22 protein-coding genes and 1 pseudogene are annotated in these 22,573 nt (G+C 69.4%); 6 read left to right on the top strand and 17 right to left on the bottom strand.

Annotated elements, in window-relative coordinates:
- Both OWR29_RS30025 and OWR29_RS30020 read right to left on the bottom strand, forming a co-directional pair.
- Positions 1-1,575: an MFS transporter gene (locus OWR29_RS30025; RefSeq protein WP_267566683.1), complete on the bottom strand. Its 1,575-nt coding sequence runs from the start codon at positions 1,573-1,575 to the stop codon at positions 1-3.
- Positions 1,576-1,584: 9 nt separating this feature from the next.
- The gene (locus OWR29_RS30020; protein ID WP_267566681.1) at positions 1,585-2,064 is read right to left on the bottom strand and encodes a winged helix-turn-helix transcriptional regulator; all 480 of its coding nucleotides are present in this window, start codon (positions 2,062-2,064) and stop codon (positions 1,585-1,587) included.
- A gap of 55 nt (positions 2,065-2,119) precedes the next feature.
- Here OWR29_RS30020 and OWR29_RS30015 point away from each other — a divergent pair.
- A pseudogene (locus tag OWR29_RS30015) lies at positions 2,120-2,623 on the top strand (PaaI family thioesterase).
- Positions 2,624-4,340: 1,717 nt separating this feature from the next.
- Here the strand turns inward: OWR29_RS30015 and OWR29_RS30010 are convergent.
- The 3 genes from OWR29_RS30010 to OWR29_RS30000 are packed head-to-tail and all read right to left on the bottom strand — an operon-like array spanning position 4,341 to position 7,348.
- Positions 4,341-5,267, bottom strand: coding sequence for an acyl-ACP desaturase (locus tag OWR29_RS30010; RefSeq protein WP_267566679.1), 927 nt, complete (start codon positions 5,265-5,267; stop codon positions 4,341-4,343).
- A 49-nt stretch (positions 5,268-5,316) separates the two neighbouring features.
- Positions 5,317-6,624, bottom strand: a complete 1,308-nt coding sequence (gene hisS, locus OWR29_RS30005; RefSeq protein WP_267566678.1) for a histidine--tRNA ligase — start codon at positions 6,622-6,624, stop codon at positions 5,317-5,319.
- A gap of 25 nt (positions 6,625-6,649) precedes the next feature.
- Positions 6,650-7,348, bottom strand: coding sequence for an MBL fold metallo-hydrolase (locus tag OWR29_RS30000; protein ID WP_267566897.1), 699 nt, complete (start codon positions 7,346-7,348; stop codon positions 6,650-6,652).
- A gap of 132 nt (positions 7,349-7,480) precedes the next feature.
- On the opposite strand from OWR29_RS30000, the gene OWR29_RS29995 reads away from it, so the two are divergent.
- Both OWR29_RS29995 and OWR29_RS29990 read left to right on the top strand, forming a co-directional pair.
- A complete protein-coding gene (locus OWR29_RS29995) occupies positions 7,481-8,344 on the top strand; it encodes a peptidylprolyl isomerase (protein WP_267566677.1) in 864 nt (287 codons plus the stop codon).
- Positions 8,345-8,377: 33 nt separating this feature from the next.
- Positions 8,378-9,223, top strand: coding sequence for a peptidylprolyl isomerase (locus OWR29_RS29990; protein ID WP_267566675.1), 846 nt, complete (start codon positions 8,378-8,380; stop codon positions 9,221-9,223).
- Positions 9,224-9,275: 52 nt separating this feature from the next.
- On the opposite strand, the gene OWR29_RS29985 is transcribed toward OWR29_RS29990, so the two are convergent.
- The 8 genes from OWR29_RS29985 to ruvC form a co-directional block, all read right to left on the bottom strand.
- Positions 9,276-11,708, bottom strand: coding sequence for a RelA/SpoT family protein (locus tag OWR29_RS29985; protein ID WP_267566674.1), 2,433 nt, complete (start codon positions 11,706-11,708; stop codon positions 9,276-9,278).
- A gap of 165 nt (positions 11,709-11,873) precedes the next feature.
- Positions 11,874-12,437: an adenine phosphoribosyltransferase gene (locus tag OWR29_RS29980; RefSeq protein ID WP_438872672.1), complete on the bottom strand. Its 564-nt coding sequence runs from the start codon at positions 12,435-12,437 to the stop codon at positions 11,874-11,876.
- 69 nt (positions 12,438-12,506) lie between these two features.
- On the bottom strand, positions 12,507-13,709 hold the full coding sequence (gene secF, locus OWR29_RS29975; RefSeq protein ID WP_267566673.1) for a protein translocase subunit SecF: 1,203 nt from the start codon (positions 13,707-13,709) through the stop codon (positions 12,507-12,509).
- Position 13,710: 1 nt separating this feature from the next.
- On the bottom strand, positions 13,711-15,582 hold the full coding sequence (secD, locus tag OWR29_RS29970) for a protein translocase subunit SecD (protein WP_267566672.1): 1,872 nt from the start codon (positions 15,580-15,582) through the stop codon (positions 13,711-13,713).
- 190 nt (positions 15,583-15,772) lie between these two features.
- Positions 15,773-16,159, bottom strand: a complete 387-nt coding sequence (gene yajC, locus OWR29_RS29965; protein WP_267566670.1) for a preprotein translocase subunit YajC — start codon at positions 16,157-16,159, stop codon at positions 15,773-15,775.
- A 145-nt stretch (positions 16,160-16,304) separates the two neighbouring features.
- Complete coding sequence (gene ruvB / locus OWR29_RS29960; RefSeq protein WP_267566669.1) at positions 16,305-17,339, bottom strand: Holliday junction branch migration DNA helicase RuvB; 1,035 nt, start codon at positions 17,337-17,339, stop codon at positions 16,305-16,307.
- Complete coding sequence (gene ruvA, locus OWR29_RS29955) at positions 17,336-17,938, bottom strand: Holliday junction branch migration protein RuvA (protein WP_267566668.1); 603 nt, start codon at positions 17,936-17,938, stop codon at positions 17,336-17,338. The genes ruvB and ruvA overlap by 4 nt, the downstream gene beginning before the upstream one ends.
- Positions 17,935-18,477: a crossover junction endodeoxyribonuclease RuvC gene (ruvC, locus tag OWR29_RS29950; protein ID WP_267566895.1), complete on the bottom strand. Its 543-nt coding sequence runs from the start codon at positions 18,475-18,477 to the stop codon at positions 17,935-17,937. Before ruvC ends, ruvA begins: the two co-directional genes overlap by 4 nt.
- 105 nt (positions 18,478-18,582) lie before the next feature.
- On the opposite strand from ruvC, the gene OWR29_RS29945 reads away from it, so the two are divergent.
- Positions 18,583-19,125 (top strand): hypothetical protein, encoded by a 543-nt coding sequence (locus OWR29_RS29945; RefSeq protein ID WP_267566666.1) that lies wholly within the window; start codon positions 18,583-18,585, stop codon positions 19,123-19,125.
- 9 nt (positions 19,126-19,134) lie between these two features.
- Here the strand turns inward: OWR29_RS29945 and OWR29_RS29940 are convergent, their stop codons facing one another.
- From OWR29_RS29940 to pdxT, 4 genes are all read right to left on the bottom strand, one after another.
- Complete coding sequence (locus tag OWR29_RS29940; RefSeq protein ID WP_267566665.1) at positions 19,135-19,344, bottom strand: PIN domain-containing protein; 210 nt, start codon at positions 19,342-19,344, stop codon at positions 19,135-19,137.
- Between the two features lie 211 nt (positions 19,345-19,555).
- Positions 19,556-20,104, bottom strand: a complete 549-nt coding sequence (locus tag OWR29_RS29935; RefSeq protein WP_267566664.1) for a Uma2 family endonuclease — start codon at positions 20,102-20,104, stop codon at positions 19,556-19,558.
- A gap of 148 nt (positions 20,105-20,252) precedes the next feature.
- On the bottom strand, positions 20,253-21,005 hold the full coding sequence (locus OWR29_RS29930) for a YebC/PmpR family DNA-binding transcriptional regulator (RefSeq protein ID WP_267566663.1): 753 nt from the start codon (positions 21,003-21,005) through the stop codon (positions 20,253-20,255).
- An 18-nt stretch (positions 21,006-21,023) separates the two neighbouring features.
- Positions 21,024-21,620, bottom strand: a complete 597-nt coding sequence (pdxT, locus tag OWR29_RS29925; RefSeq protein WP_267566662.1) for a pyridoxal 5'-phosphate synthase glutaminase subunit PdxT — start codon at positions 21,618-21,620, stop codon at positions 21,024-21,026.
- A gap of 23 nt (positions 21,621-21,643) precedes the next feature.
- Here pdxT and OWR29_RS29920 point away from each other — a divergent pair, with 23 nt between their 5' ends.
- Together OWR29_RS29920 and OWR29_RS29915 are read left to right on the top strand one after the other, a co-directional pair.
- On the top strand, positions 21,644-22,060 hold the full coding sequence (locus tag OWR29_RS29920; RefSeq protein WP_267566660.1) for a helix-turn-helix domain-containing protein: 417 nt from the start codon (positions 21,644-21,646) through the stop codon (positions 22,058-22,060).
- Entirely contained in the window at positions 22,057-22,461 is a 405-nt protein-coding gene (locus OWR29_RS29915; RefSeq protein WP_267566659.1) for a VOC family protein, read from the top strand. Before OWR29_RS29920 ends, OWR29_RS29915 begins: the two co-directional genes overlap by 4 nt.
- Positions 22,462-22,573 lie beyond the last annotated feature (112 nt).

The raw sequence follows: 22,573 nt of genomic DNA, 5'->3' as shown, positions 1-22,573 counted from the left end.
CTAATCGTCTTTGTTGGTGGGCAGCAGGTGGGTCACCTCGGCCGGGCCGTCGGCCAGCGCCACCGCGCGCTTCTCCACGTCCTCGTCGCTGCCGGTCAGCCGGCCCTCGTGCTGGCGCAGGTGGTCCTCCCAGGTCGGCACCTGATAGATCTCGACGTAGCGGATCGGGTCCTCGCCGTCGCGGAACAGACCCCAGCGTGTCGCGCCCGTGCGCAGGCGGGTCAGGCGTACGGCGTCCATCGCCTCGACGAATTCGTGCGCCTTCTCATCGCGTACGCGATAGATCGCCGTGACCAGAACGGGCCCTTCCTCCGCATCCGGGTCGAGCATGATGTGCGGCTCGGCCCAGAAGACGGCCGGGCTGCGGTCGGCGTCGTCGTGCTCATGGACCGGCAGCCAGGGCACTGTCGCGGTGCCGGCCAACATGAGCACGGCCGCGGCGATGAAGGTGGCGGGCAGCCCGGTCCACTCGGCGACCTGGCCCCACAGCAGTGCCCCGAGCGCCTGGGCGCCCGCGAACACCACCTGATAGATGCCGAAGCCGCGGGCGCGCACCCAGTTCGGCAGCAGCAGCTGCAGGGTCGCGTTCATCCGCGAGACCAGCGTCATCCAGGCCGCGCCGGCCAGCACGAGCACGGCGCCGACCGCGATTTCGTTGGGCACCAGGGCCACGACCAGCAGCGCCCCGCCATAGATGACGCCGGCCACGACGATCAGCCGGTTGGCCGTCATGAGCTTGCGGATCCGCGGCATGAGCAGCGCCCCCGCGATGGCGCCGACGCCCAGGGCGGCCAGCAGCACGCCGTACCCGCTCGCACCCAGCCGCAGTTCCTGATGCGCGACGACCGGCAGCAACCCCCAGACCACACTGCCCGGAATCACGAACAGAAGGACGCGAATCAACAGGCGCCGTACGGTCGGCGCGTACCGGACGAACCGGCCGCCCGCCCGCACGGCCGGCCCGAACCGCTCCGGGTGGCTCGGCCCCTGCTTCGGCGCGCGCCGCCAGACGATCAAGGCCAGCGCGAACACACCGTACGAAATCGCATTGAGAGCGAAGACGGCCGCCGAGCCGATGTGGGCGACGAGCAGCCCCGCGACCGCCGGACCGGCCGAGCGCGCCAGGTTCGTGTTGACGGCCCCCAGAGCCGACGCCGCGGGCAGTTGATCGCGCGGCACGACCTCGGGAATGACGGCCTGCCAGGTGGGAAGCGTGAGCGCCTGGCCGACCCCGAGCAGGAACGTGAAGAAGAGAAGCAACGGAGGCGGCATCCGATCGAGCGCCGTGAGCGCCGTCAGCACCGCCCCGACCAGGAACAACGCCGTCTGTACGCCGATCAGCAGCCGCCGCCGGTCGAGCACATCAGCGATCGCCCCGGCCGGCAACGCGAGCAACAGCACCGGCAGCATGGTCACGGTCTGCACCAGGCTGGTCCAGGTGGCCGCGTTGGGCTCCTCGACGACCAGCCACTGCGCGCCCACGGTCTGCATCCAGGTGCCGACGTTGCCGGCGAGCACCGCGATCCAGAGCATCCGGAACACGCGCCCCCGCAGCGGCGCCCACGGTGAATCCACCCGCAGAATCTATCGGCGGCGCGCGCCCGGCCCCGGCTTAGGCAACACTTGCCGGAAGTCGCCGATCTCGTGCCCGTCCTCGCAGCGGACCACGGCGTGCACGCCGGCCCCGCAGTCCCGGTGCTCGTAGACCAGCGGCGGCCCCTCCGGGTCGGCCAGGTAGCGGTCGCCCCACTCGGCCACCGCGATCAGCACCGGGTAGAGGTCGAACCCCTTCTGCGTGAGCCGGTACTCGTGCCGCACGCGCGTCCCTGGCTCTTGATAGGGCACGCGCCGCAGCACACCGCTGTCGACCAGCGTGCCCAACCGATTGGTCAGCACCTGCCGCGGAATGTTCGTGCGCACCCGCATGTCATCGAACCGCCGGATCCCCGCGAACACTTCACGCAGAACGACGATCGTCCACCTCTCCCCCAGAATCTCCATGGCCCGCCCGATAGTGCACGACTCGACCGACCACCCCAGGCTCTCCGGCGCTGTGGAACTCATGACAGAAGGCTAGGTCCACTAGACAGACCCAGCAACCCGATGCCACCCTGCATCCATGACGCAGACCCAGCGCAGCCGCACCTTCAGCTGGACCGACCCCGCGTTGCACGCAGACCTGATCGGCCGCCGAACCGGCCTGGAGCTGCTATAGGGAATGGCCGACGGCTCCCTGCCGTCCCCACCCATCATGGAACTGATAGACCTGGCAACGTTGCAGGCCGAGTTCGGCTCGGTAACGGTGCAGCTGGACCCGCAAGAGTTCCACTACAACCCCCTGGGCACCATGCACGGCGGCGTCATCTCAACCTTGCTGGACACCGCCGCCGCGTGCTCGGTTCACAGCACACTCCCCGCCGGAGTCGGGTACACAAGCCTCGACCTGAACGTGAAGTTCCTGCGCCCGATCACCCTGTCATCGGGGCGTCTGACTTGCACCGGCTCGGTGCTGCAGAGCGGCCGGCGGACTGCGCTGGCCGAGGCCCGGCTGACCGATGGAGCTGGGCGGTTGGTGGCTCAGGCCATGTCCAGCTGCATGCTGTTCCCACTGGAAGCCAACTAGCCGGCCGGCGTCGTGGCTGCGGCTTGGCGGCCACCCCAGCAGCCTCGTGGCGGAGAACGCCAACCAGCCCAACCACGACGAAGCCCAACCGGCGTCACCCGCCACAACCACGACACCCCTGGCCTGGGCAGCATCCCAGCCACAACGGACCCGGACCGGCCGCACCCACCTCAGCCACGACGCCGCTGGTCTGGCGAGCAGCCGCAGCCACCACGAGCCCGGATCGGCCGCACCCACCGCAACCACCACGCCCCCTGACCTGGCGAGCAGCCCAGCCACCACAAACCCGGACCGGCCCCACCCACCGCAACCACCACCCCCCTGGCCTGGCGAGCAGCCCCAACCACCACGAACCCGGACCGGCCGCGCCCACCGCAACCACCACCCCCCTGGCCTGGCGAGCAGCTCCCGCCACCACGAACCCGGACCGGCCGCACCCACCGCAACCACCACCCCCCTGGCCTGGCGAGCAGCCCCAGCCACCACGAACCCGGACCGGCCCCACCCACCGCAACCACCACCCCCCTGGCCTGGCGAGCAGCCCCAACCACCACGAACCCGGACCGGCCACACCTACCGCAACCACCACGACCGCTCACCTCGAAGTGATGAGCGGTTCAACCGCACCCGCCGGGAGGGCCGACCTGCTCGCCAGGCCAGCAGCGTCGTGGCCGAGGTGACTGCCGCCCCTCACCCCCGGCGATGGTCAAGCTGGGACGCCACGCCAGCACCGTCGTGGTCGCGGCGAGTGACGCCCGCTGAGGTCCGTCGTGGCCGGGCTGCTCGCCAGGCCAGCAGCGTCGTGGCCGAGGTGACTGCCGCCCCTCACCCCCGGCGATGGCCAAGCTGGGACGCCACGCCAGCACCGTCATGGTCGCGGCGAGTGACGCCCGCTGAGGTCCGTCGTGGCCGGGCTGCTCGCCAGGCCAGCAGCGTCGTGGCCGAGCTGGCTGCCGCCCCTCACCCCCGGCGATGGCCAAGCTGGGACGCCACGCCAGCACCGTCATGGTCGCGGCGAGTGACGCCCGCTGAGGTCCGTCGTGGCTGGGCTGCTCGCCAGGCCAGCAGCGTCGTGGCCGAGGTGACTGCCGCCCCTCACCCCCGGCGATGGCCAAGCTGGGACGCCACGCCAGCACCGTCATGGTCGCGGTAAGCGACGCCCGCCGAGGTCCGTCGTGGCTGGGCTTGCTCGCCAGGCCAGCGGAGTCGTGGCCGAGCTGGCTGCCGCCCCTCACCCCTAGATCGTGGCCGGGCTTGGACGCCACGCCAGCAGCGTCGTGGCCGAGGTGACTGCCGCCCCTCGCCCTAGGCGATGCGGAGTTAGAGGTTGTGGTCGCTGTATGGAACTTGGTTCCTGCTCTATGCCGACCACGACGAAGCCCAACCGGCGTCCCTCACCGCAACCACGACGCCGCTGGCCTGGGAAGCCGCCCAACCCCAACGAACCCGAATCGGCGTCCCCCACCGCAACCACGACGCTGCTGGCCTGGCGAGCAAGCCCCAACCACAACAAACCCGGACCGGCGTCACCGGCCGCAACCACCACGCCGCTGGCCTGGCAAGCAGCCCAACCCCAACAAACCCGGCCCCGGCGTCACCCACCGCAACCACCACGCCGCTGGCCTGGGAAGCAGCCCAACCACAACAAACCCGAGCCAGCGCCACCCACCCCAGAGACGACGGCGCAGCTAAGCCCCTCCGAAGCGCAAGCAAGCGGTCACCGATTCAACCGCACCCGCCGCGCCTCCCGCTTCTCCTCGAACCGGGCGGCCTGCTGCTCCAGCTCCTCCATGTGGGCAGCCAGCTCATCCCGAGCCTTCTCCCCATCCCCATCCAGATCACCGCGCCCGAACACGTTCCACTGCCTCAGGACCGGCTGCAGCACCTCGTCGCGGTGCTGGCGCAGGTCGTAGATGCCGGCCAGCGCGATCGACAAAGCCTTCCGCCCGAACCCCTCGATGTTCGCGCCGGGCATCTGGAAGGCTGCGACCACGTCCGTGACCGCGCGCATCGCGTGGTTGGGGTCCAGGTCGAAGGCTGCCGCCAGCAGGTTTCGGTAGAAGACCATGTGCAGGTTCTCGTCGGCCGCCACCCTCGCCAGCAGCTGCTCGGCGATGGGATCTCCGGTGGCTTTGCCGGTGTTGCGGTGTGAGATCCGCGTCGCCAGTTCCTGGAAGGCCACGTACGCGATGGAGTGCAGGATTTCGTCGGGGTGGCCGTTGGTGTATCCGGCCTGCATGTGGGTCATGCGGGCGCGCTCGAGCTCGACCGGGTCGACGGCCCGCGTGACCGTCAGGTAGTCGCGCAGGGCGATGCCGTGGCGACCTTCCTCGGCTGTCCAGCGGTGCACCCACGTGCCCCAGGCGCCGTCGCGGCCGAAGAGGGTGGCGATCTCGTGGTGGTACGAGGGCAGGTTGTCCTCGGTGAGCAGGTTGACGATCAGCGCCGTACGGGCGACGTCCGGCAGGGTGGAGTCGGTCGGCTGGTAGGGCTCGCCGCCCAGGAGGCCGTCGAAGGTGCGGCCCTCGCTCCACGGCACGTACTCGTGCGGGAACCACTCCTTGGCCAACGACAGGTGCCGGTCGAGGTTGGTGGCCACGACCGGCTCCAGTTCGATGAGCAGCGAAGTCTGGTCCAGCGGCATGACGATCACTCCCTACGGTGTCGTAACTTACGGTACCGTAGGGAACCGCTCAGCCGGCGATCACCGGGTGCAGGTCCTCGGCCGGGGGCTGCCACGACGCGGCGTCGGCCTCGACCTGGTCGCCGGATCGGATGTCCTTCACGGTGTCGGGCTCGCCGGGGAACCACACGTACGGAATGCCGCGGCGGTCGGCGTACTGGATCTGCTTGCCGAACTTCGCGGCCGACGGCGCCACCTCGGTCGGGATGCCCCGGCGGCGGAGTGCGGTGGCGATGCGTACGCAGGAAGGCCGTTGATCTTCGTCGGGCAGGGCGACCAGCACGCAGGTCGGCACCGAGCGGGACACGCTCAGCGCGTTCTGACCGAAGAGCACACCCAGCATGCGGGAGACGCCGATCGAGTAGCCGACGCCCGGGAAACGCTCGTTGCCGCTGGCGGCCAGGTTGTCGTAGCGGCCGCCCGAACTGATCGAGCCGAACCGCTCGTACCCCTGCAGCTGGGTCTCGTAGACGGTGCCGGTGTAGTAGTCGAGACCGCGGGCGATCTTCAGCTCGGCCACGACCAGGCCGGGCGCGTTCTCGCGGGCCACCTCGACCACCTGCAGCAGCTCGCCCAGGCCCTCGTCGAGCAGCGGGTCGTTCACGCTCAGCTTGCGGACGGCGTCCACGAAGGAGCCGTCCTCGGCCGAGATGGCGGCCAGCTCGAGGCACGCCTCGGCCTGGGCCCGGGTGGCGCCGGCGGTTTCGATCAACGCCTCGGCCACGCGCGCCGGGCCGATTTTGTCGAGCTTGTCCACTGTACGCAGAACTTGTGCGGTATCGGCCAGGCCCAAGCCTCGATAGAAGCCCTCGCACACCTTGCGGTTGTTCACCTGGATCTTGATGCGCGGGATCGGCAGGCCGCTGAGCGCGTCCCCGATGACCAGCGGCATCTCGGTGTCGTAGTGGAACGGCAGATCGCCGCGGTTGACCACGTCGATGTCGGCCTGCAGGAACTCGCGGTAGCGGCCCTCCTGCGGGCGTTCGCCGCGCCACACCTTCTGGATCTGGTAGCGCCGGAACGGGAACTGCAGCTTGCCCGCGTTCTCGACCACGAACCGGGCGAACGGCACGGTCAGGTCGAAGTGCAGGCCCAGGCTGTCGTCGTCCTTGGCGTTCTCGTCGGCCTGCAGGCGGCGCAGCAGGTAGACCTCTTTGGACGTCTCGCCCTTGCTGACAAGAGTCTCGAGCGGCTCGACCGAGCGCGTCTCGAGCGGGGAGAAGCCGTACAGCTCGAACGTCGAGCGGATGCGGTCGATGACCCGCTGCTCGATCATGCGCTGGGGCGGCATCCATTCGGGAAAGCCGGAAATGGGCATAGCTCAGAATCTCCTAGGAAAATGCTCAGAGTCCGCGGCCGGGCGCTGCGATCAGTTCCCGCAGGTACGGGTTCTGCGCGCGCTCGCGGCCGATGGTGGTGGCCGGTCCGTGGCCGGGCAGGACGACGGTGTCGTCGGCCAGCGGCAGGATCTTCTCCCGCAGGCTGGTCATCATCGTCGGCGTGCTGCCGCCCGGCAGGTCGGTGCGTCCGATCGAGCCGGCGAAGAGGACATCCCCGGAGAGGCAGACCTGGTCCGCTTCGAACGAGGAGCCCGCGCCGGGCAGCCGGAACAGCACCGACCCGCCGGTATGGCCGGGCGCATGGTCGACGGTCACCTCGAGGCCGGCCAGCACCAGCGTCTCGCCGTCGGTCAGCTCGGCGACGTCCTCGGGCTCCGAATAGGGCAGCCGGCCCCCGAAGAGCTGGGTCAGGTCCATGCTGAGGCCCTTGGCCGGGTCGGCCAGCATCTCGGTGTCGGCCGGGTGCACGTACGCCGTAATGCCTTTCGCGCCGCAGACGGGAGCGACCGAGAACGTGTGGTCGAGGTGCCCGTGCGTCAGCAGCACGGCCGCCGGGAAGAGCCGGTGCTCGGCGATCACCTCGTCGAGCTGGTCGAGCACGCCGATGCCGGGGTCGACGATCAGGCACTGCTCGCCCGGGGCGGTGGCCACCACGTAGCAGTTGGTGCCGAAGGCCTGGGCCTCGAAGCTGGTGACGAGCACGCCGGGCCCCTCCCCTGAAGACAAGGTACGAATCGTAACGATCCTAGTCGGGCGGGCGCACACCACTTTCTCAGGAGGTACCCGTACACTCTTGCGGGCGTGTGACACGGTCGTACGAGAGGACAGCGTTCGGTGGCATCCAGCAGGGACCGGCAGCGCAAGCTGGCACGGGCGAAGCTCGATCGGCAGATGGCGCGACGGGCCGTCAAAGAGAATCGCCGCCGCCGCATGCTCGCGGCCGTCGGTTCCGTCGCGGCGGTGCTCATCATCGTCGCCGGGGTGGCCTGGATCGGCGGGGCGTTCGACTCCGACGACGACCAGACCGACGCGGCCGATCAGGACATCTGCCTCTGGACTCCGCAGAACGTCTCCACGAACTCGAACCTCAAGGACGTGGGCACGCCGCCGACCAAGGACATCCCGACGCTCGGCACCCAGACGATGACGATCAGCACGAGCCAGGGTGAGCCGATCGTCGTCGGCCTCGACAGCGAGCTGTCGCCCTGCGGCACGGCCGACATCACGTACCTGGCGAGCAAGAAGTTCTACGACAACACCGACTGCCACGAAATTACGACGTACGGGGCGGTGCGCTGCGGCGACCCGTCGGGCACCGGCCTCGGCGGCCCGACCTACAGCGTCTACAACGAGAACGTGCCGACCGCGTCGGACCCGAGCGCGTCCCCTGCGCCCGGGTCGGACGCGTCAGCGCCGCTCTACCCGAAGGGCACCGTCGCCCTGATCGGCAACCCGCCGGGCACCAACGGCAGCCAGTTCCTGATCTTCACCAAGGACTACTCGCCCGCCAACCCCGAGTTCTCCATCGTGGGCAAGGTGACCGGCGGGCAGGCGACGGTGGACAAGCTCGCCAAGATCCCCACGTCGGCCAACAGCACCGGCGAGAAGGTCAAGCCCACCCAGAAGATCACCATCAAGACCCTGACCGTCGGCGGCGCCCCGGCGTCCGCAGCCCCTTCGGCCAGCACCCAGTCCTGAGCCCCAGGCCGACATATCAGCAGGAGGAACACCGTGTCGTCGATCAAGGACCGGCAGCGCGCGGCGGCGCGGGCCCGTCTCGAGAAGGAGATGGCCGAGCGCTCCGCGGCCGCCCGCAAGCGCCGGCAGCGGCAGGCCATCATCGGCTCGGCCATCGCCGTCGTGCTGATCGCCGGCGCCGCGGTGTGGATCGTGACGTCGATCGGCGGTGACGACGACAAGGCGGACGCCCCCACCGCGGCCGCCAACGTCCCGGCCGGCCAGGTCGCCTGCACCTTCACGCCGGCCCCGGCGGAGGGTGGCGGCAAGGTCAAGGATGTCGGCGTCCCGCCGGCCACCGCGCCCAACACCGGCAAAGACGTGCTGACCATGGACACCAACCTGGGCGTCATCAAGGCCACCGTCGACAAGACGAAGGTGCCGTGCACCGCGGCCAGCTTCGAGTTCCTCGCGGGCAAGAAGTTCTGGGACAACAGCAAGTGCCACCGCCTGGTCAACGAGGCGAGCTTCAAGGTGCTGCAGTGCGGCGACCCGTTCGCCACCGGCAAGGGCTGGCGCGAGACCGACGGCCAGGGCGGCCCGAGCTACACCATGGCCGAAGAGAACCTGCCGACCGACACCAAGAAGCCGTACCCGGCGGGGTCGCTCGCGATCGCCAACACCGGCCAGCCCGGCAGCTCGGGCAGCCAGTTCTTCATCGTCTCGGAAGACACCCAGCTGCCCGCGAACTACACCCTGCTCGGCTCGATCACCGAGGGCCTGAACATCGTCAAGGACGTGGTCAAGGCCGGTGACGACGGCGCGTTCGCCCAGTCGGCGGGGGGTGGCCACCCGAAGAAGGAGGTCACCATCAAGTCGCTGGCGATGGCCGCCGCCTGATCCGTTACATGAGGAAGGGCCCCCGCCTCGGCGGGGGCCCTTTCCGTATGAGCTAGGCGCCTGACGTCACGCGGTACGCGTCGAAGACGCCGTCGACCTTGCGGACGGCGGCCACCAGGTGGCCCAGGTGCTTCGGGTCGGCCATCTCGAACGTGAACCGGCTGACGGCCACGCGGTCGCGAGTCGTGGTGACCGTGGCCGAGAGGATGTTGACCCTCTCCTCGCTCAGCACCCGGGTGACGTCGGCCAGCAGCTTGTGCCGGTCGAGCGCCTCGACCTGGATGGCCACGAGGAACGTGGACGCGCTGGTCGGCTTCCACGTCACCTCGACGACGCGTTCCTCCTGGTCGCGCAGGTCTTCCGCGTTGGCACAGTCCTCGCGGTGGACGCTCACGCCGCCGGAGCGGGTGACGAAGCCGAACACCGCGTCGCCCGGCACCGGGGTGCAGCAGCGGGCCAGCTTGACCCACACGTCGCTGACGCCCTTGACCACGACACCCGGGTCCTGCGCGGTGCTGCGGTTGCGCGGCGGACGGGTCGCGACGGCGGTCTCGGCGATGTCCTCGACCGCGCCCTCCTCGCCGCCGAAGCCGGCGACCAGCTTCTGCACGACCGACTGGGCGCTGACCGTGTTCTCGCCGATGGCCGCGTAGAGCGAGGCCACGTCGGCCAGGTGCAGGTCGCGGGCGATCGTCGTGAGGTTCTCGTTCGTCAGCATGCGCTGCAGGGGCAGGCCCTGCTTGCGCATCGCCTTGACGATCGCCTCCTTGCCGATCTCGATCGCTTCCTCGCGGCGCTCCTTGTTGAAGTACTGCCGGATCTTCGTACGGGCCCGGGGGCTCTTGACGAAGCCGAGCCAGTCCTGCGTGGGGCCGGCGTTGGAGGACTTCGAGGTGAAGATCTCGATGACGTCGCCGTTGGACAGCGTCGACTCGAGCGGCACCAGCTTGCCGTTGACCCGGGCTCCGATGCACTTGTGCCCGACCTCGGTGTGCACGGCGTACGCGAAGTCGACCGGCGTCGAACCGGTCGGCAACGGGATGACGTCGCCCTTGGGCGTGAAGACGTACACCTCTTGGCTGGACAGGTCGAACCGCAACGCGTCCAGAAACTCGGACGGGTCGCTGGCCTCGCGCTGCCAGTCGAGCAGCTGCCGCAGCCAGGTCATCTCGTCGATGTGGGCCGGCGGGCCGACGATCGTCGCGCCCTTCTGCTCCTTGTACTTCCAGTGCGCGGCGATGCCGAACTCGGCTGTGCGGTGCATGGCGAAGGTGCGGATCTGCATCTCGACCGGCTTGCCGGTCGGGCCGATGACCGTCGTGTGCAACGACTGGTACATGTTGAACTTCGGCATCGCGATGTAGTCCTTGAACCGGCCCGGCACCGGCTGCCAGTTCGCGTGGATGACGCCCAGCGCCGCGTAGCAGTCGCGCACCGTGTCGACCAGGATGCGCACGCCGACCAGGTCGTAGATGTCGTTGAAGTCGCGGCCCCGGACGATCATCTTTTGATAGATCGAGTAGAGGTGCTTGGGGCGGCCGGTCGTCTCGGCCTTGATCTTGGCCGACTTGAGGTCGAGGCTGACCCGGTTCGTCACCTGGCGCAGCAGCGCCTCACGCTGCGGCTGATGCTCGCCGATGAGACGGTTGATCTCTTCGAACCGCTTCGGGAACAGGGTGCCGAACGCGAGATCCTCGAGCTCCCACTTGATCGTGTTCATGCCCAGGCGGTGGGCCAGCGGGGCCAGGATCTCCAGCGTCTCTTTGGCCTTCTGCTCCTGCTTGGGTCGCGGCAGGAAGGTCAGGGTGCGCATGTTGTGCAGCCGGTCGGCCAGCTTGATGACCAGCACGCGCGGGTCTTTCGCCATCGCGACGACCATCTTGCGGATGGTCTCGGCCTTGGCCGCGTCGCCCAGCTTGACCCGGTCGAGCTTGGTCACGCCGTCGACCAGCAGCGCGACCTCGCCGCCGAAGTCGCTGCGCATCTGCTCGAGCGAGTAGTCCGTGTCCTCGATCGTGTCGTGCAGCAGGGCGGCCACCAGGGTGGTCGTGTCCATGCCGAGGTTGGCCAGGATCGTCGCCACGGCCAGCGGGTGCGTGATGTACGGGTCGCCCGACTTACGGTACTGACCCGAGTGCCAGCGGGCGGCCACGTCGAACGCACGCTGCAGCATGCGGCCGTCGGCCTTGGGATGGCTGGCCCGGTGGGTGGCGATCAGCGGCTCGAGAACCTCGCTGACCTGGGTGCTCTGCCAGGGCGCGTTGAAGCGCGCCAGACGGGCCCGGACGCGGCGGCCCGTGGGCGCGCTGGCCAGGCCGAAACCGCTGGCCGGGGCCTCGGCCGGAGGCATGGGCTGCGTGGCTTCAGCGTCGGAAGCCTCCACCGGCTGAGCCTGCTCGGCGGCCGCCTCAGCGCCCGCGCCGGTCTGTGAGTCCTCGGTCGGCTGCACCGTGCCCTCCGCCGGAGGGACGACGTCGCTGGACACCGGCCTCCTCACACCATCACTCGGGACCACGCCGGTCGTCGCCGGCGAAGGTCCACCAATGCCAGGGTTGGTCACCTGGTTAGGAACGCCATCCTACCCGCACAGTCTTCCCCGATGGCGCGGCCGAACCTCCGAAAGAGCCTCGCGGAGACCGGCAAAGCCGCATCAAACGGTCAGCAGGGCGTGGACCGTGCGGGGCTTCAGCCTTTCCCGCCCCTTGAGGAAGGCCAGCTCCATCAGCACGGTGAAGCCGACAACCGTGCCACCCGCCCGCTCGACCAGCTCCAGCGCGGCGCCCGCCGTGCCGCCCGTGGCGAGCACGTCGTCGACCACCAGAACCCGCTGCCCGGCGATGAACGCGTCCTCGTGCACCTCGAGGGTGGCCTCGCCGTACTCGAGCTCGTACGAGGCGGCCAGGGCCTGGCGCGGCAGCTTGCCGGCCTTGCGCACCGGCACGACGCCGACCCCCGCCGCGTACGCGATGGCCGCCGCCACCACGAAGCCGCGCGCCTCCACCCCGGCCACCACGTCGAACGAGTCGGCCCCGTAGTGCCCGACGATCCCGTCGATCACCTCGTGGAACGCCCGCCCGTCGGCGAACAGCGGCATCAGGTCCTTGAAGGCGACGCCCGGCTTGGGGAAGTCGGGCACGTCGATCGTGCCGCCGGCGACCACCGCGGCCAGATCGGGCCCGCTGTCTCCGTTGGCGCGCAGCTTCTCATCGGTCACGGGCGACAGCCTAACGAACGACGAAGGGGCGGCCGGATCACCGGCCGCCCCTTGCTGTGTCGTTGCGCGTCAGCGACGCTTGTTGCCCCCGGCCGGCCGGTTGCCGGCGCCGCCGGGCCGCCCACCGCGGTTGGTGTTGCGCTTGGCCGTCGGACGGCTGCCCGGGCGGGGAGCGGCCGAGGCCAGGGCCGGGGCCGCCTCGTCCGAGTCCGCCACGTTCGCGTCGCGGCCGGTGCGCTCGCCGCGCGGGGCGACATCGCCGGAGCGGGCGCTGGCCCGCCGGGCGAGGACCCGGGCGGTGTGCGCCTTGATCTTCGGCTCACGGTCCTTGAGCACGGTCAGCACCGGGGCCGCGAACAGGATCGAGGCGATGACACCGAAGCCCATGCCGACGAACAGCACCAGGCCGAGGTCCTTCAGCGTGCCCGCGCCCAGCAGGCCGGCCCCGATGAAGAGCAGACCGCCGACCGGCAGCAGCGCCACCAGACCGGTGTTGAGCGAGCGCATCAGGGTCTGGTTGACCGCGAGGTTGGCCGCCTCGTTGTAGGTGCGCAGGCTGCTGGCCGTGATGCCGCGGGTGTTCTCCTGAATCTTGTCGAACACCACCACCACGTCATAGAGCGCATAACCCAGAATCGTCAGGAAGCCGATCACCGTCGACGGTGTGACCTCGAAGCCGACGAGCGAGTAGACGCCGGCCGTCACGATCAGGTCGAGCAGCAGCGAGCTCAAGGCCGCGACCGCCATCCGCCACTCGAACCGGACGACCAGATAGACCATCACCAGCACGAGGAAGATGACCAGACCCAGCAGAGCCTGCCGCGTCACCTGGCCACCCCAGGCGGCCGACACCTGGTCGTCGCTCACGTCCTCGGGTGCGACGCCCAGATCCTCGACCAGGGTCGCCTTGGCCTGCTCGGCCTGCTGGGCGGTCAAGGCCGAGGCGCGCACCGTGTAGGTGGGCGTGCCACCCGTCGTGCCGACCCGCTGTGCGGCGCCGACCTCGGCGCCCGGGTCGACCGCCTGGATGGCCCGCTCGACCGCGTCCGACACCTCAGCCTGGGTCAGCTCGGTGTCGCCGACCTTGGCCGGGACGCTGAACGAGGTGCCGCCGGCGAACTCGATGCCCAGGTGGAACTGCTTGATCGAGATGCTGGCGATCGAGATGGCGACCAGCACGGCGGCGATGATGAACCACAGCTTGCGCCGGCCGATGATGTTGACGTTCGCCTCACCCGCGTACAGCCGGGCGGCGAGACCTTGGCGGGCCATCTCAGGCCTCCTTGGGATCGGTCGTGGCGTTGCGCAGGACGCGGCCGAGGCCACTGACCCGCGGCGACAGGAACGCCTTGGTCCGCGCGAACATCGTCATGATCGGGTGGCGGAACAGGAACACCACGACCAGGTCGAGGACGGTCGACAGGCCGAGCGCGAACGCGAAGCCCTGAACCGCGCCGACCGAGACGATGTAGAGGACCACGGCGGCGAGGATGGTGATCGTGTTCGCCGAGATGATCGTGCGGCGAGCGCGGGCCCAGGCTCTGGGCACGGCGCTGCGCGGACTTCGGCCCTCGTGGATCTCGTCCTTCAATCGTTCGAAGTAGATGACGAACGAGTCGGCCGCGACACCTAGGGACACGATGAATCCGGCGATGCCGGCCAGGGTCAGGGTGAAGCCCACCGTACGACCCAGGAAGACCAGCGCGCCGAAGGTGAGCAGACCCGACAGGATCAGGCTCAGGAAGATCACCGAGCCGAGCAGGCGGTAGTAGAAGAACGCGTAGATCGCCACCAGGCCCATGCCGATCGCGGCGGCCAGCAGACCGGCCTTGAGCTGCTGGATGCCCAGCGTCGCGGACACGGTCTGGGCCGGGCCGGAGCTGAAGGTGACCGGCAGCGCGCCGAAGTTGAGCTGGTCGGCCAGCTGACGGGCCGAGGCCGAGGTGAACTGGCCGGTGATCTGCGAGGTGCCGGTCAGCACGCCCTGGATCTGCGGCGCCGAGATGACATTCTTGTCCAGCACGACGGCGACGGCACAGTGCTCGACCTGCCCGTACAGCGACTGCGCGGCCACGAAGCAGGGGTCGCTCGAGGTGGCCTCGAACGCCTGCCGGGTCAGCGCGGCCCACTTGGTGGAACCGGCGCTGGTGAAGTCGAGCGACACAACCCACTGGCCGGACTGCTGGTCGAGCTGCGGGCTGGCCTTCGAGATGTCCTCGCCGACGACCGGCGCCTTGTCGAGCAGCACCTTCGCGCTCTGGTAGCAGGCCACGGCCTGCGAGTTGACCGCGTCGATGGCGCCGTTCGGCCGGTCGCCGAGCTGCTGGCAGCTGATCGTCGGCACGTTGAACTGCATCTGCGGGGTCAGCGCGTTGACCTCTTCGCCGGACAGCTTCGCGAAGTTCGCGAACGGCAGGCCGGCCTTGGTGTCGGTGCTCAGGTCGACCGGGGCGGTCAGCTTCTCGGCGGCGGCCCACGCGGCGGCGCCGACCTTCTTCTGCACCGCGTCACGCTGCTGCTGCGTGTCGGCGCTGACCGGGGCGCTCGCGGACGCGCTGGGCGTCGGCGCGGGCGCGCTCGGCGTGGCGCTGGGAGCCGGCGCGCCGCCGCCCTGGCCACCGGAGGACGGGCTGTTCTGCACCGCGGGCGCGCTCGCGCCGGCGCTCGGGTTGGCGCCGGGGTTCGCGCTCGGGTTCGCACTGGGGTTGCCCGACGGCGCCGCGCTGGGCTGGGCCGACGGCGGGTTCAGGGCCACCGAGGCCACGTCACCGGTGGTGCCGACCAGCATGCGGAAACGCATCTGGGCGGCCTGCGACAGGTCCTTCAGCTGGTCGTCGGCCTTGCCGGCGAGCGAGACCACGATGTTGCGGTCACCCTGGATGACCACCTCGGCCTCGGAGACGCCGAGGGCGTTCACCCGCTCCTCGATGATGTCGCGGGCCTGCTCCATGCTGGTCTTCGACGGCACCTGGTTGCCCTCGACCGACGCGATGTACGTGGCCTGCGTGCCACCCACCAGGTCGAGGCCCAGCTTCGGGTGCAGCCGGTCGGTGAAGGAGCCGCTGGCCCCACCCGCGAAGAAGACGAGCAGGTAAAGGACGACGAAGATCGCGCCGAGCACGGCAAGCTGCCGTCCGGGATGCATCTGTCCCTGTGGTGGTCGTGCCACGGCTTTCGATCTCCCTGTGTTTACGGCGTCTTGATGTGGTTAAAGCGGTCGTGGAGTCTAACGTCCGCTTCGCGCTCTTGGCTGCGGCCTGGCGCGGGCCCGACGAACCGGCCCGGCAGCATGACGCCGCGCGGGCCGGCCCGAAGGGGTCTTACGTCTGCGTTTGTCAGTCCTTTCTACGCGTGTCGGTGACCGGGTTGACGATCGGCTCCTCGACGGCCGGCTCGACGACCTCTTCCTCGGCCACGGCCTCGGCCGGGGCGGCCGACTGGGTCACGACGCGGGCGATGGCCGGGCGCGCGAAGTCGACGTGCACGCCGTCGGCGATCTCGAGGGTGACGACGTCGTCGGCGACGGCGACGACCGTGCCGTGCAGGCCGCCGATGGTGACGATGCGGTCACCGGGGCCGAGCGCGTTCTGCATCTGCTGAGCCTCGCGGCGACGCTTCTGCTGCGGCCGGATCATGAGGAAGTACATGACGGCGAAGAGCAGAACGATGAGGAGGAGCGGGGTGAAGCTGCCGCCCCCCGATGCCTCGGCTGCCAGGTCCACGAATAAGCCTTCCGTTGGCCGCCGGTGACGCGGAACTCCACGACCGACGGCGATAAACACATCCCGGTTGAACGGCGGCGAGTCTAATCGGTCAACCTGGGAGTTCCGAATGCGGCACACATCACGTTCGCATTACGAGGGGATTTCACGCATCTCGTGCGAACAAATCCCCTTGGACCGTGCCCGAGGGCGGGATCTTTCCCAGATGCGCCCAGCCCGCCTCGGTGGCGACCCGGCCCCGCGGCGTACGCGCGAGCAGACCGGCCCGTACGAGAAAAGGTTCGCAGACCTCCTCAACGGTGTCGGACTGCTCCCCCACCGCGACCGCCAGCGTGGACAGACCGACAGGCCCGCCACGGAACGACTCGATCAGAGCCCGCAACACGGCCCGGTCGAGCCGATCGAGCCCCAGAGCGTCCACGTCGTACACCTTGAGGGCTTCGCGGGCCGTAGCCTCGGTCACCACCCCGTCGGCGCGCACCTCGGCGTAGTCCCGGACCCGCCGCAGCAGCCGGTTCGCGATACGCGGCGTCCCCCGCGACCGCCCCGCGATCTCGGCCGCGCCGTCATCGGTGATCGGCACCCCGAGAATGCGGGCCGACCGGTGCAGCAGCGCGTCCAGGTCAGCCGGCGAATAGAAGTCGAGATGAGCCACGAACCCGAACCGGTCCCGCATCGGCCCCGACAGCAGCCCGGCCCGCGTGGTCGCCCCCACCAGCGTGAACGGCTCCACATCAAGCGGAATGGCGGTGGCCCCCGGCCCCTTCCCCACCACGACGTCGACCCGGAAGTCCTCCATCGCGCTGTACAGCAACTCTTCGGCCGGCTTGGCGATCCGGTGAATCTCGTCGATGAACAGCACATCCCCCGGCGCAAGCCCGGTGAGGATCGCGGCCAGGTCTCCCGACCGCTCGATGACCGGCCCGCTCGTGGTCCGAATCCCCGTCCCCAACTCCGCCGCCACAATGTTGGCCAACGTCGTCTTACCTAAGCCGGGCGGCCCTGAGAGCAGGATGTGGTCGGGTGGGGTGCCGCGGCCCATGGCGCCCTTGAGGAGCAGGTCGAGCTGGTCGCGGACGCGGTGCTGGGCGATGAAGTCGGCCAGGCGGCGGGGGCGGACGCTGGCTTCGGCGTCCAGCTCGTCGTCGCCGGCGGTGGCGGAGACCAGGTCGTCGGTCATCGGGCCTTGCCCAGCAGGCGGATGGCCTGGCGCAGCAGCACGGGAACCGGGGGGACCTCGCCGTCGATGGACTCGGCGACCGCGGCCACCGCCTGGTCGGCCTGGGCGGCCGACCAGCCCAGCGCGAGCACACCCTGGCGTACCTGATCCTGCCAAGCGCCGTTCAGCATGCCGGCCGAGCCGCCGTCGCCCATCGGCATGGGGCCGATGCGGTCGCGCAGCTCGAGCACCAGGCGTTCGGCGCCCTTCTTGCCGATGCCGGGCACCCGGGTCAGCGTGGCCAGGTCGCCGCCGGAGATCGCGCGGCGGACCGTCTCGGGCTGGTGCACGGCCAGCACGGCCTGGGCCAGCCGGGGGCCGACGCCGCTGGCCGTCTGCAGCAGCTCGAACAGGTGCTTCTCGTCGTCGTCGGCGAAGCCGTACAGGGTCAGCGAATCCTCGCGGACGACCATGCTGGTGGCCAGCCGGGCCTCGGCGCCCGTCCGCAGTGAGGCCAGGGTGCCGGGGGCGCACTGCACCTGCAGGCCGACCCCGCCGACCTCGATGACGGCGCTGTCCGGCGCGATCGCCGCCACCACCCCGCGCACGCTGGCGATCATCGGCGGACTCTCCCTCGGTGAGCTCGTTGGGCGGCGGCGACGGCCGCGGCCTGGATGCGGGCGCGGGTGCCGCCGCGCCAGATGTGGCAGATGGCGAGGGCGAGGGCGTCGGCCGCGTCGGCCGGTTTGGGCGGCTCGTCCAGCTGCAGGAGCCGGGTGACCATCGCCGTGACCTGTGCCTTGCCGGCCGTGCCGGAGCCGGTGACGGCCGCCTTGACCTCGCTCGGCGTGTACGTCTGCACGGGCAGCCCGGCGCGCGCCCCGGCCAGGACGGCGACCGCGCTGGCCTGGGCGGTGCCCATGACCGTACGGACGTTGTGCTGGGAAAAGACCCGCTCGACGGCCACGCTTTCGGGTTTGTGCTCGGCCACCAGCGCGGCCAGCCCGCGATCGAGCAGCAGCAGGCGCTCGGCGATGTCGGCGTCGGGTTCGGTGCGGACGACGTGGTACGCGATCATCGTGCCGGGCCGCCCCGGCACACCCTCGACGACACCGACCCCGCACCGGGTGAGACCCGGGTCGATGCCGAGCACGCGCACCACGGACCTCCCCTGCCTCACGTACGTGTGTTCGACACCCTAATACGCTGCCCTCTTGCGCCCGGCAGCGACACGCCTCGACGATGGGAGGCGGGGGTGTGACCCATGTATCTCGTGCCACCCATGGCCGACGAGCCGCCACCGGCGTACGTCGCGTTCGTCTCGTGCCACCTCGATGAGCTGCGCCGCGAGACGAACCGGCTGGTCGGCGGGGACTTCGAGGCCGGCCACATCTACATGGACGTGCTGGTCGACGTCGCCTCGCACTGGCGCCGCCTGTCGTGGCAACGCCGCCTGCTGGGTCAACCCCAGGCCGCGTACGCGTATCTGCGCCACCGTTTGGAGGTGCGCACCAAGCAGTGGCGTGACGACCAGGTCTACGACGTCGACGTGCGGGTACTGCAACGACCGCAGTACGCTCCGGCCCTGTACCGCCGCGGCGGAAGCATCGCCCTGCTCAAGGCGGCCGTCCTGCCCGACACCCACCGCTCGGGAACGATGGTGCGCGCCGCCGCCGACGCCGGCATCGCGTGGTGCCAGGCCTACCGCCGTCAGCAGTGGCACGCCATCGGACGCCGCATAGCCTTCGGCATCCTCCTCATAGCCGCCATGATCCAGGCGATGTCCGCGATCTCGGTCGACTACTGAGAAACACCGTCACCCATCGACGGCCGACATTGCCTCTTGCTTCGGCGGCCCTTCACGAAGCCAGTGCTGCTTCAACTCGGGCACGAAGCGGGCAACCGTTTCGAAGTCACGATCCTCATGCAATACGGTCATTCGGAGGCGGATCACCGACGCTGCGATCACCAGGTCGACCACCGAGGGTCCACGATGTGCACTGTGACCAGCCAGCGCGCGGCGCATCTAGGCAACCTTCTCCCACAGCCCGTCCGGGCAGAAAACCGGGACGTATGTGTCACGGATCGCCCCCTCGAGTTCGGCGTAGTCCTTGCCGTCGGCGTTTTCATCGTCTCAGCCAGCGTCGGCTCCACCACCGGCAGCAAGCCGCGCTTCTCCAGGTCATGCCACGCCGGATCAGCTCTGCCTCCAAGACTAGTGGTCACACGACCAGTTGTCACGAGTTGAAATCAGGATATTCGCGTTCGAGCTCGGACAGGAGAACATTGCGTTCGCGGCCGTAGATGGGCTCGCCGCCGGCCAGCAGCAGGCGGTGCACGAAGACGAAGGCGTCCCCCTCGTCACGGTCGGGGGTCTGGTCGACGATCCAGTACTCCGGGACGCCGTGCTCGGCGTACCAGGCGGCCTTGTCGGTGTACTCGCCGTTGGCCGATTCCTCCGAGACGACCTCGACGACCAGCCCGAACGACGACGCGGGCAGATGGGAGTAGGTGGCCACCCCGGCCGGCAGGCGCGTCACCACGCCGAGGTCGGGCACCCGGCAGTCGCGGGGGCGGTCACCGCGTACGCCGGGATCCTGAAAGACATTGAGGCCCGCCTTGTGCAGCATGACCAGGACGCGGCCGGCGATGACCTTGTGCCAGAAGCTCGGGGGCGCCGCGATGACCAGGTTGCCGTCGCGCAGCTCGTACCGGTAGTGCCGCGGCAGGGTGGCCAGGTCGTCGAGTTCGAGATCTTCGATGGGCGGAAGAGAGAGGCCGGTCACGACAGGTCGCACCCCCACGCCGAAGTGGCTCGGTCCCGTCACTCTACTGGTCGCACGACCAGTCGTCAGGCCTCAGATGTCGCGTCCTCGATGCGGGGCAGCCTGAAGGAAGGCACGCCCCGCACCCTACTGATCACACGACCAGGCGTCACGCGTCAATGGCCGCCAGCACGTCGTCGCTGATGTCGGCGTTGGTGTAGACCTCTTGCACGTCGTCGCAGTCGTCCAGCGCGTCGACCAGCTTGAGCACCTTGCGCGCGGCCTCCTCGTCGACCTCGACGTTCATCGTCGGCAGCAGCGACGAGTCGGCCGAGTCGTACTCGATGTTGGCCTCTTGCAGGGCCGTGCGCACCGCGACCAGGTCGGTCGGTTCGCTGACGATCTCGAACGACTCGCCGAGGTTGTTGATCTCTTCGGCGCCGGCGTCGAGGACGGCCAGCATGAGGTCGTCCTCGCTGATGCCCTCGGCCGGGACGATGATGACGCCCTTGCGGTTGAACAGGTACGAGACCGAGCCGGCGTCGGCGAACGTGCCGCCGTTGCGGGTCAGCGCCGTGCGCACCTCGGTGGCGGCGCGGTTGCGGTTGTCGGTGAGGCACTCGATCAGGAGCGCGACGCCGTTCGGGCCGTAACCCTCGTACATGATCGTCTGCCAGTCGGCGCCGCCGGCCTCGAGCCCGGAGCCGCGCTTGACCGCGTTGTCGATGTTGTTGTTGGGAACCGAGCTCTTCTTGGCCTTCTGGATGGCGTCGTAGAGCGTGGGGTTGCCCGCCGGGTCGCCGCCGCCGGTGCGGGCCGCGACCTCGATGTTCTTGATCAGCTTGGCGAACATCTTGCCGCGCTTGGCGTCGATGACGGCCTTCTTGTGCTTGGTCGTCGCCCACTTGGAGTGGCCGGACATGCGAAAACCTCCGTTGTGTCAGGCGGCCTGGCGGACCATCTCGACGAAGTACCGGTGGACACGAAGGTCGCCGGTCAGCTCCGGGTGGAAAGCCGTGGCGAGCAGGTTCCCCTGCCGAACGGCCACAATCCTACCGGCGTCCCGCCCGCCGCTGACGCGGCCCAACACCCGCACGTCGTCGCCGACCTCTTCGACCCATGGCGCCCGGATGAAGACGGCGTGAAAATCGCCGCCGGCGATGCCGTCGATGGTCACGTCGCCCTCGAACGAGTCGACCTGCCGGCCGAACGCGTTGCGCCGCACGGTCATGTCGATGCCCTGGAACGACTCCTGATCGGGCCGCCCGTCGAGCACCTTCGCGGCCAGCATGATCATGCCCGCGCACGAGCCGTAGACCGACATGCCGTCGGCGATCCGCTTCCGGATCGGGTCGAGCAGCCCGAACGAGACGGCCAGGTTGCTGATGGCGGTCGACTCCCCGCCGGGGATGACCAGAGCCTCGACCTCGGCCAGTTCCTCGGGCCGCCGGACGGGCCGGGCCAGCACGTCGCTCTCGGCCAGCGCGGCCAGATGCTCGCGCACATCCCCCTGCAAAGCCAGCACTCCGATGTTCACCCTGCCGAGCTTAGGCTGAACCGGTGTTCGCCTTGCGCAGAGTCCGCGACCACATCGACCGCAACAGCGCGCGGGATCTCAGGCTGAGCGATCTGGCCGCGCTGGGCGGCATGTCGCGGTTCCATCTGGTACGGGCGTTTCGCGCAGCCTACGGCGAGACCCCCATGCGCTACCTCTCACGGCGGCGCATCGCCCGGGCCCAAGAGCTGCTTCGGTACGCGAACCTGACGGTCACCGAGGTCTGCATGGCAGTCGGATTCACGTCGCTCGGATCATTCTCGTCCCGGTTCACCGAGCTCGTCGGCGAGAGCCCCACGGCGTACCAGAAACGCTGGGCCACCGAAGCGCCGCACATCCCCGGCTGCTGGCTCTTCATGCACGGAGTGATCGCAATTTCGGAGAAGCCCGCCACCGGCGCCCGCCCTACGGTCGAGACATGATCCTCAACATCTCGCTGATGACCGTGTACTGCTTGGACCAGGACGCCACCCGCGACTTCTACGTCAAACACCTGGGCTTCGAGCCCCGCGTCGACGCCACCATGGGCCGGGTGCGCTGGGTGACGATCGTCCACCCCAACCAGCCCGAACTGGAAGTGACGCTGATGACGCCCGGCCCGCCGCTATCCCCCGAGTCGGCCGCCTTCATCCGCCGCCAGCTCGAATCGGGCCAGATGGGCGGCTTCGGCCTGAACGTCGACGACTGCCACCGGACATACGCCGAGCTGTCCGCCGCCGGCGTCGAGTTTCTGCAGGAACCGTCCGACCGCCCCTACGGCATCGAAGCCGTCATGCGCGACAACACCGGAAACTGGCTGGTCCTCGTCGAGAAGAAAGACTGACAATCAAGATCAAATTCTTGATGTCGTAGCGGGGTAGGGGGTTACAGACCGTCGCTCCCGCCGAGGGCCCGGGCGATTCGAGCTGGCCGCTGGCGCGTCCAGAGCGCTCGAA

The organism is Paractinoplanes pyxinae, assembly GCF_026626335.1.
GTDB classification, from domain to species: domain Bacteria; phylum Actinomycetota; class Actinomycetes; order Mycobacteriales; family Micromonosporaceae; genus Actinoplanes; species Actinoplanes pyxinae.
This window is presented reverse-complemented; position numbering and strand designations above follow the sequence as displayed.

What these genes read in the sequence shown, in the direction of transcription:
- OWR29_RS30020 (WP_267566681.1), bottom strand. Translation starts at nt 2,064, where the DNA reads ATGAGTTCCACAGCGCCGGAGAGCCTGGGGTGGTCGGTCGAGTCGTGC.
- OWR29_RS30010 (WP_267566679.1), bottom strand. Translation starts at nt 5,267, where the DNA reads ATGCCGCTGGACCAGACTTCGCTGCTCATCGAACTGGAGCCGGTCGTG.
- hisS (WP_267566678.1), bottom strand. Translation starts at nt 6,624, where the DNA reads ATGCCCATTTCCGGCTTTCCCGAATGGATGCCGCCCCAGCGCATGATC.
- secF (WP_267566673.1), bottom strand. Translation starts at nt 13,709, where the DNA reads ATGGCCCGCCAAGGTCTCGCCGCCCGGCTGTACGCGGGTGAGGCGAAC.
- secD (WP_267566672.1), bottom strand. Translation starts at nt 15,582, where the DNA reads ATGCATCCCGGACGGCAGCTTGCCGTGCTCGGCGCGATCTTCGTCGTC.
- ruvB (WP_267566669.1), bottom strand. Translation starts at nt 17,339, where the DNA reads ATGACCGACGACCTGGTCTCCGCCACCGCCGGCGACGACGAGCTGGAC.
- ruvA (WP_267566668.1), bottom strand. Translation starts at nt 17,938, where the DNA reads ATGATCGCCAGCGTGCGCGGGGTGGTGGCGGCGATCGCGCCGGACAGC.
- OWR29_RS29945 (WP_267566666.1), top strand. Translation starts at nt 18,583, where the DNA reads ATGTATCTCGTGCCACCCATGGCCGACGAGCCGCCACCGGCGTACGTC.
- OWR29_RS29940 (WP_267566665.1), bottom strand. Translation starts at nt 19,344, where the DNA reads ATGCGCCGCGCGCTGGCTGGTCACAGTGCACATCGTGGACCCTCGGTG.
- OWR29_RS29930 (WP_267566663.1), bottom strand. Translation starts at nt 21,005, where the DNA reads ATGTCCGGCCACTCCAAGTGGGCGACGACCAAGCACAAGAAGGCCGTC.
- OWR29_RS29915 (WP_267566659.1), top strand. Translation starts at nt 22,057, where the DNA reads ATGATCCTCAACATCTCGCTGATGACCGTGTACTGCTTGGACCAGGAC.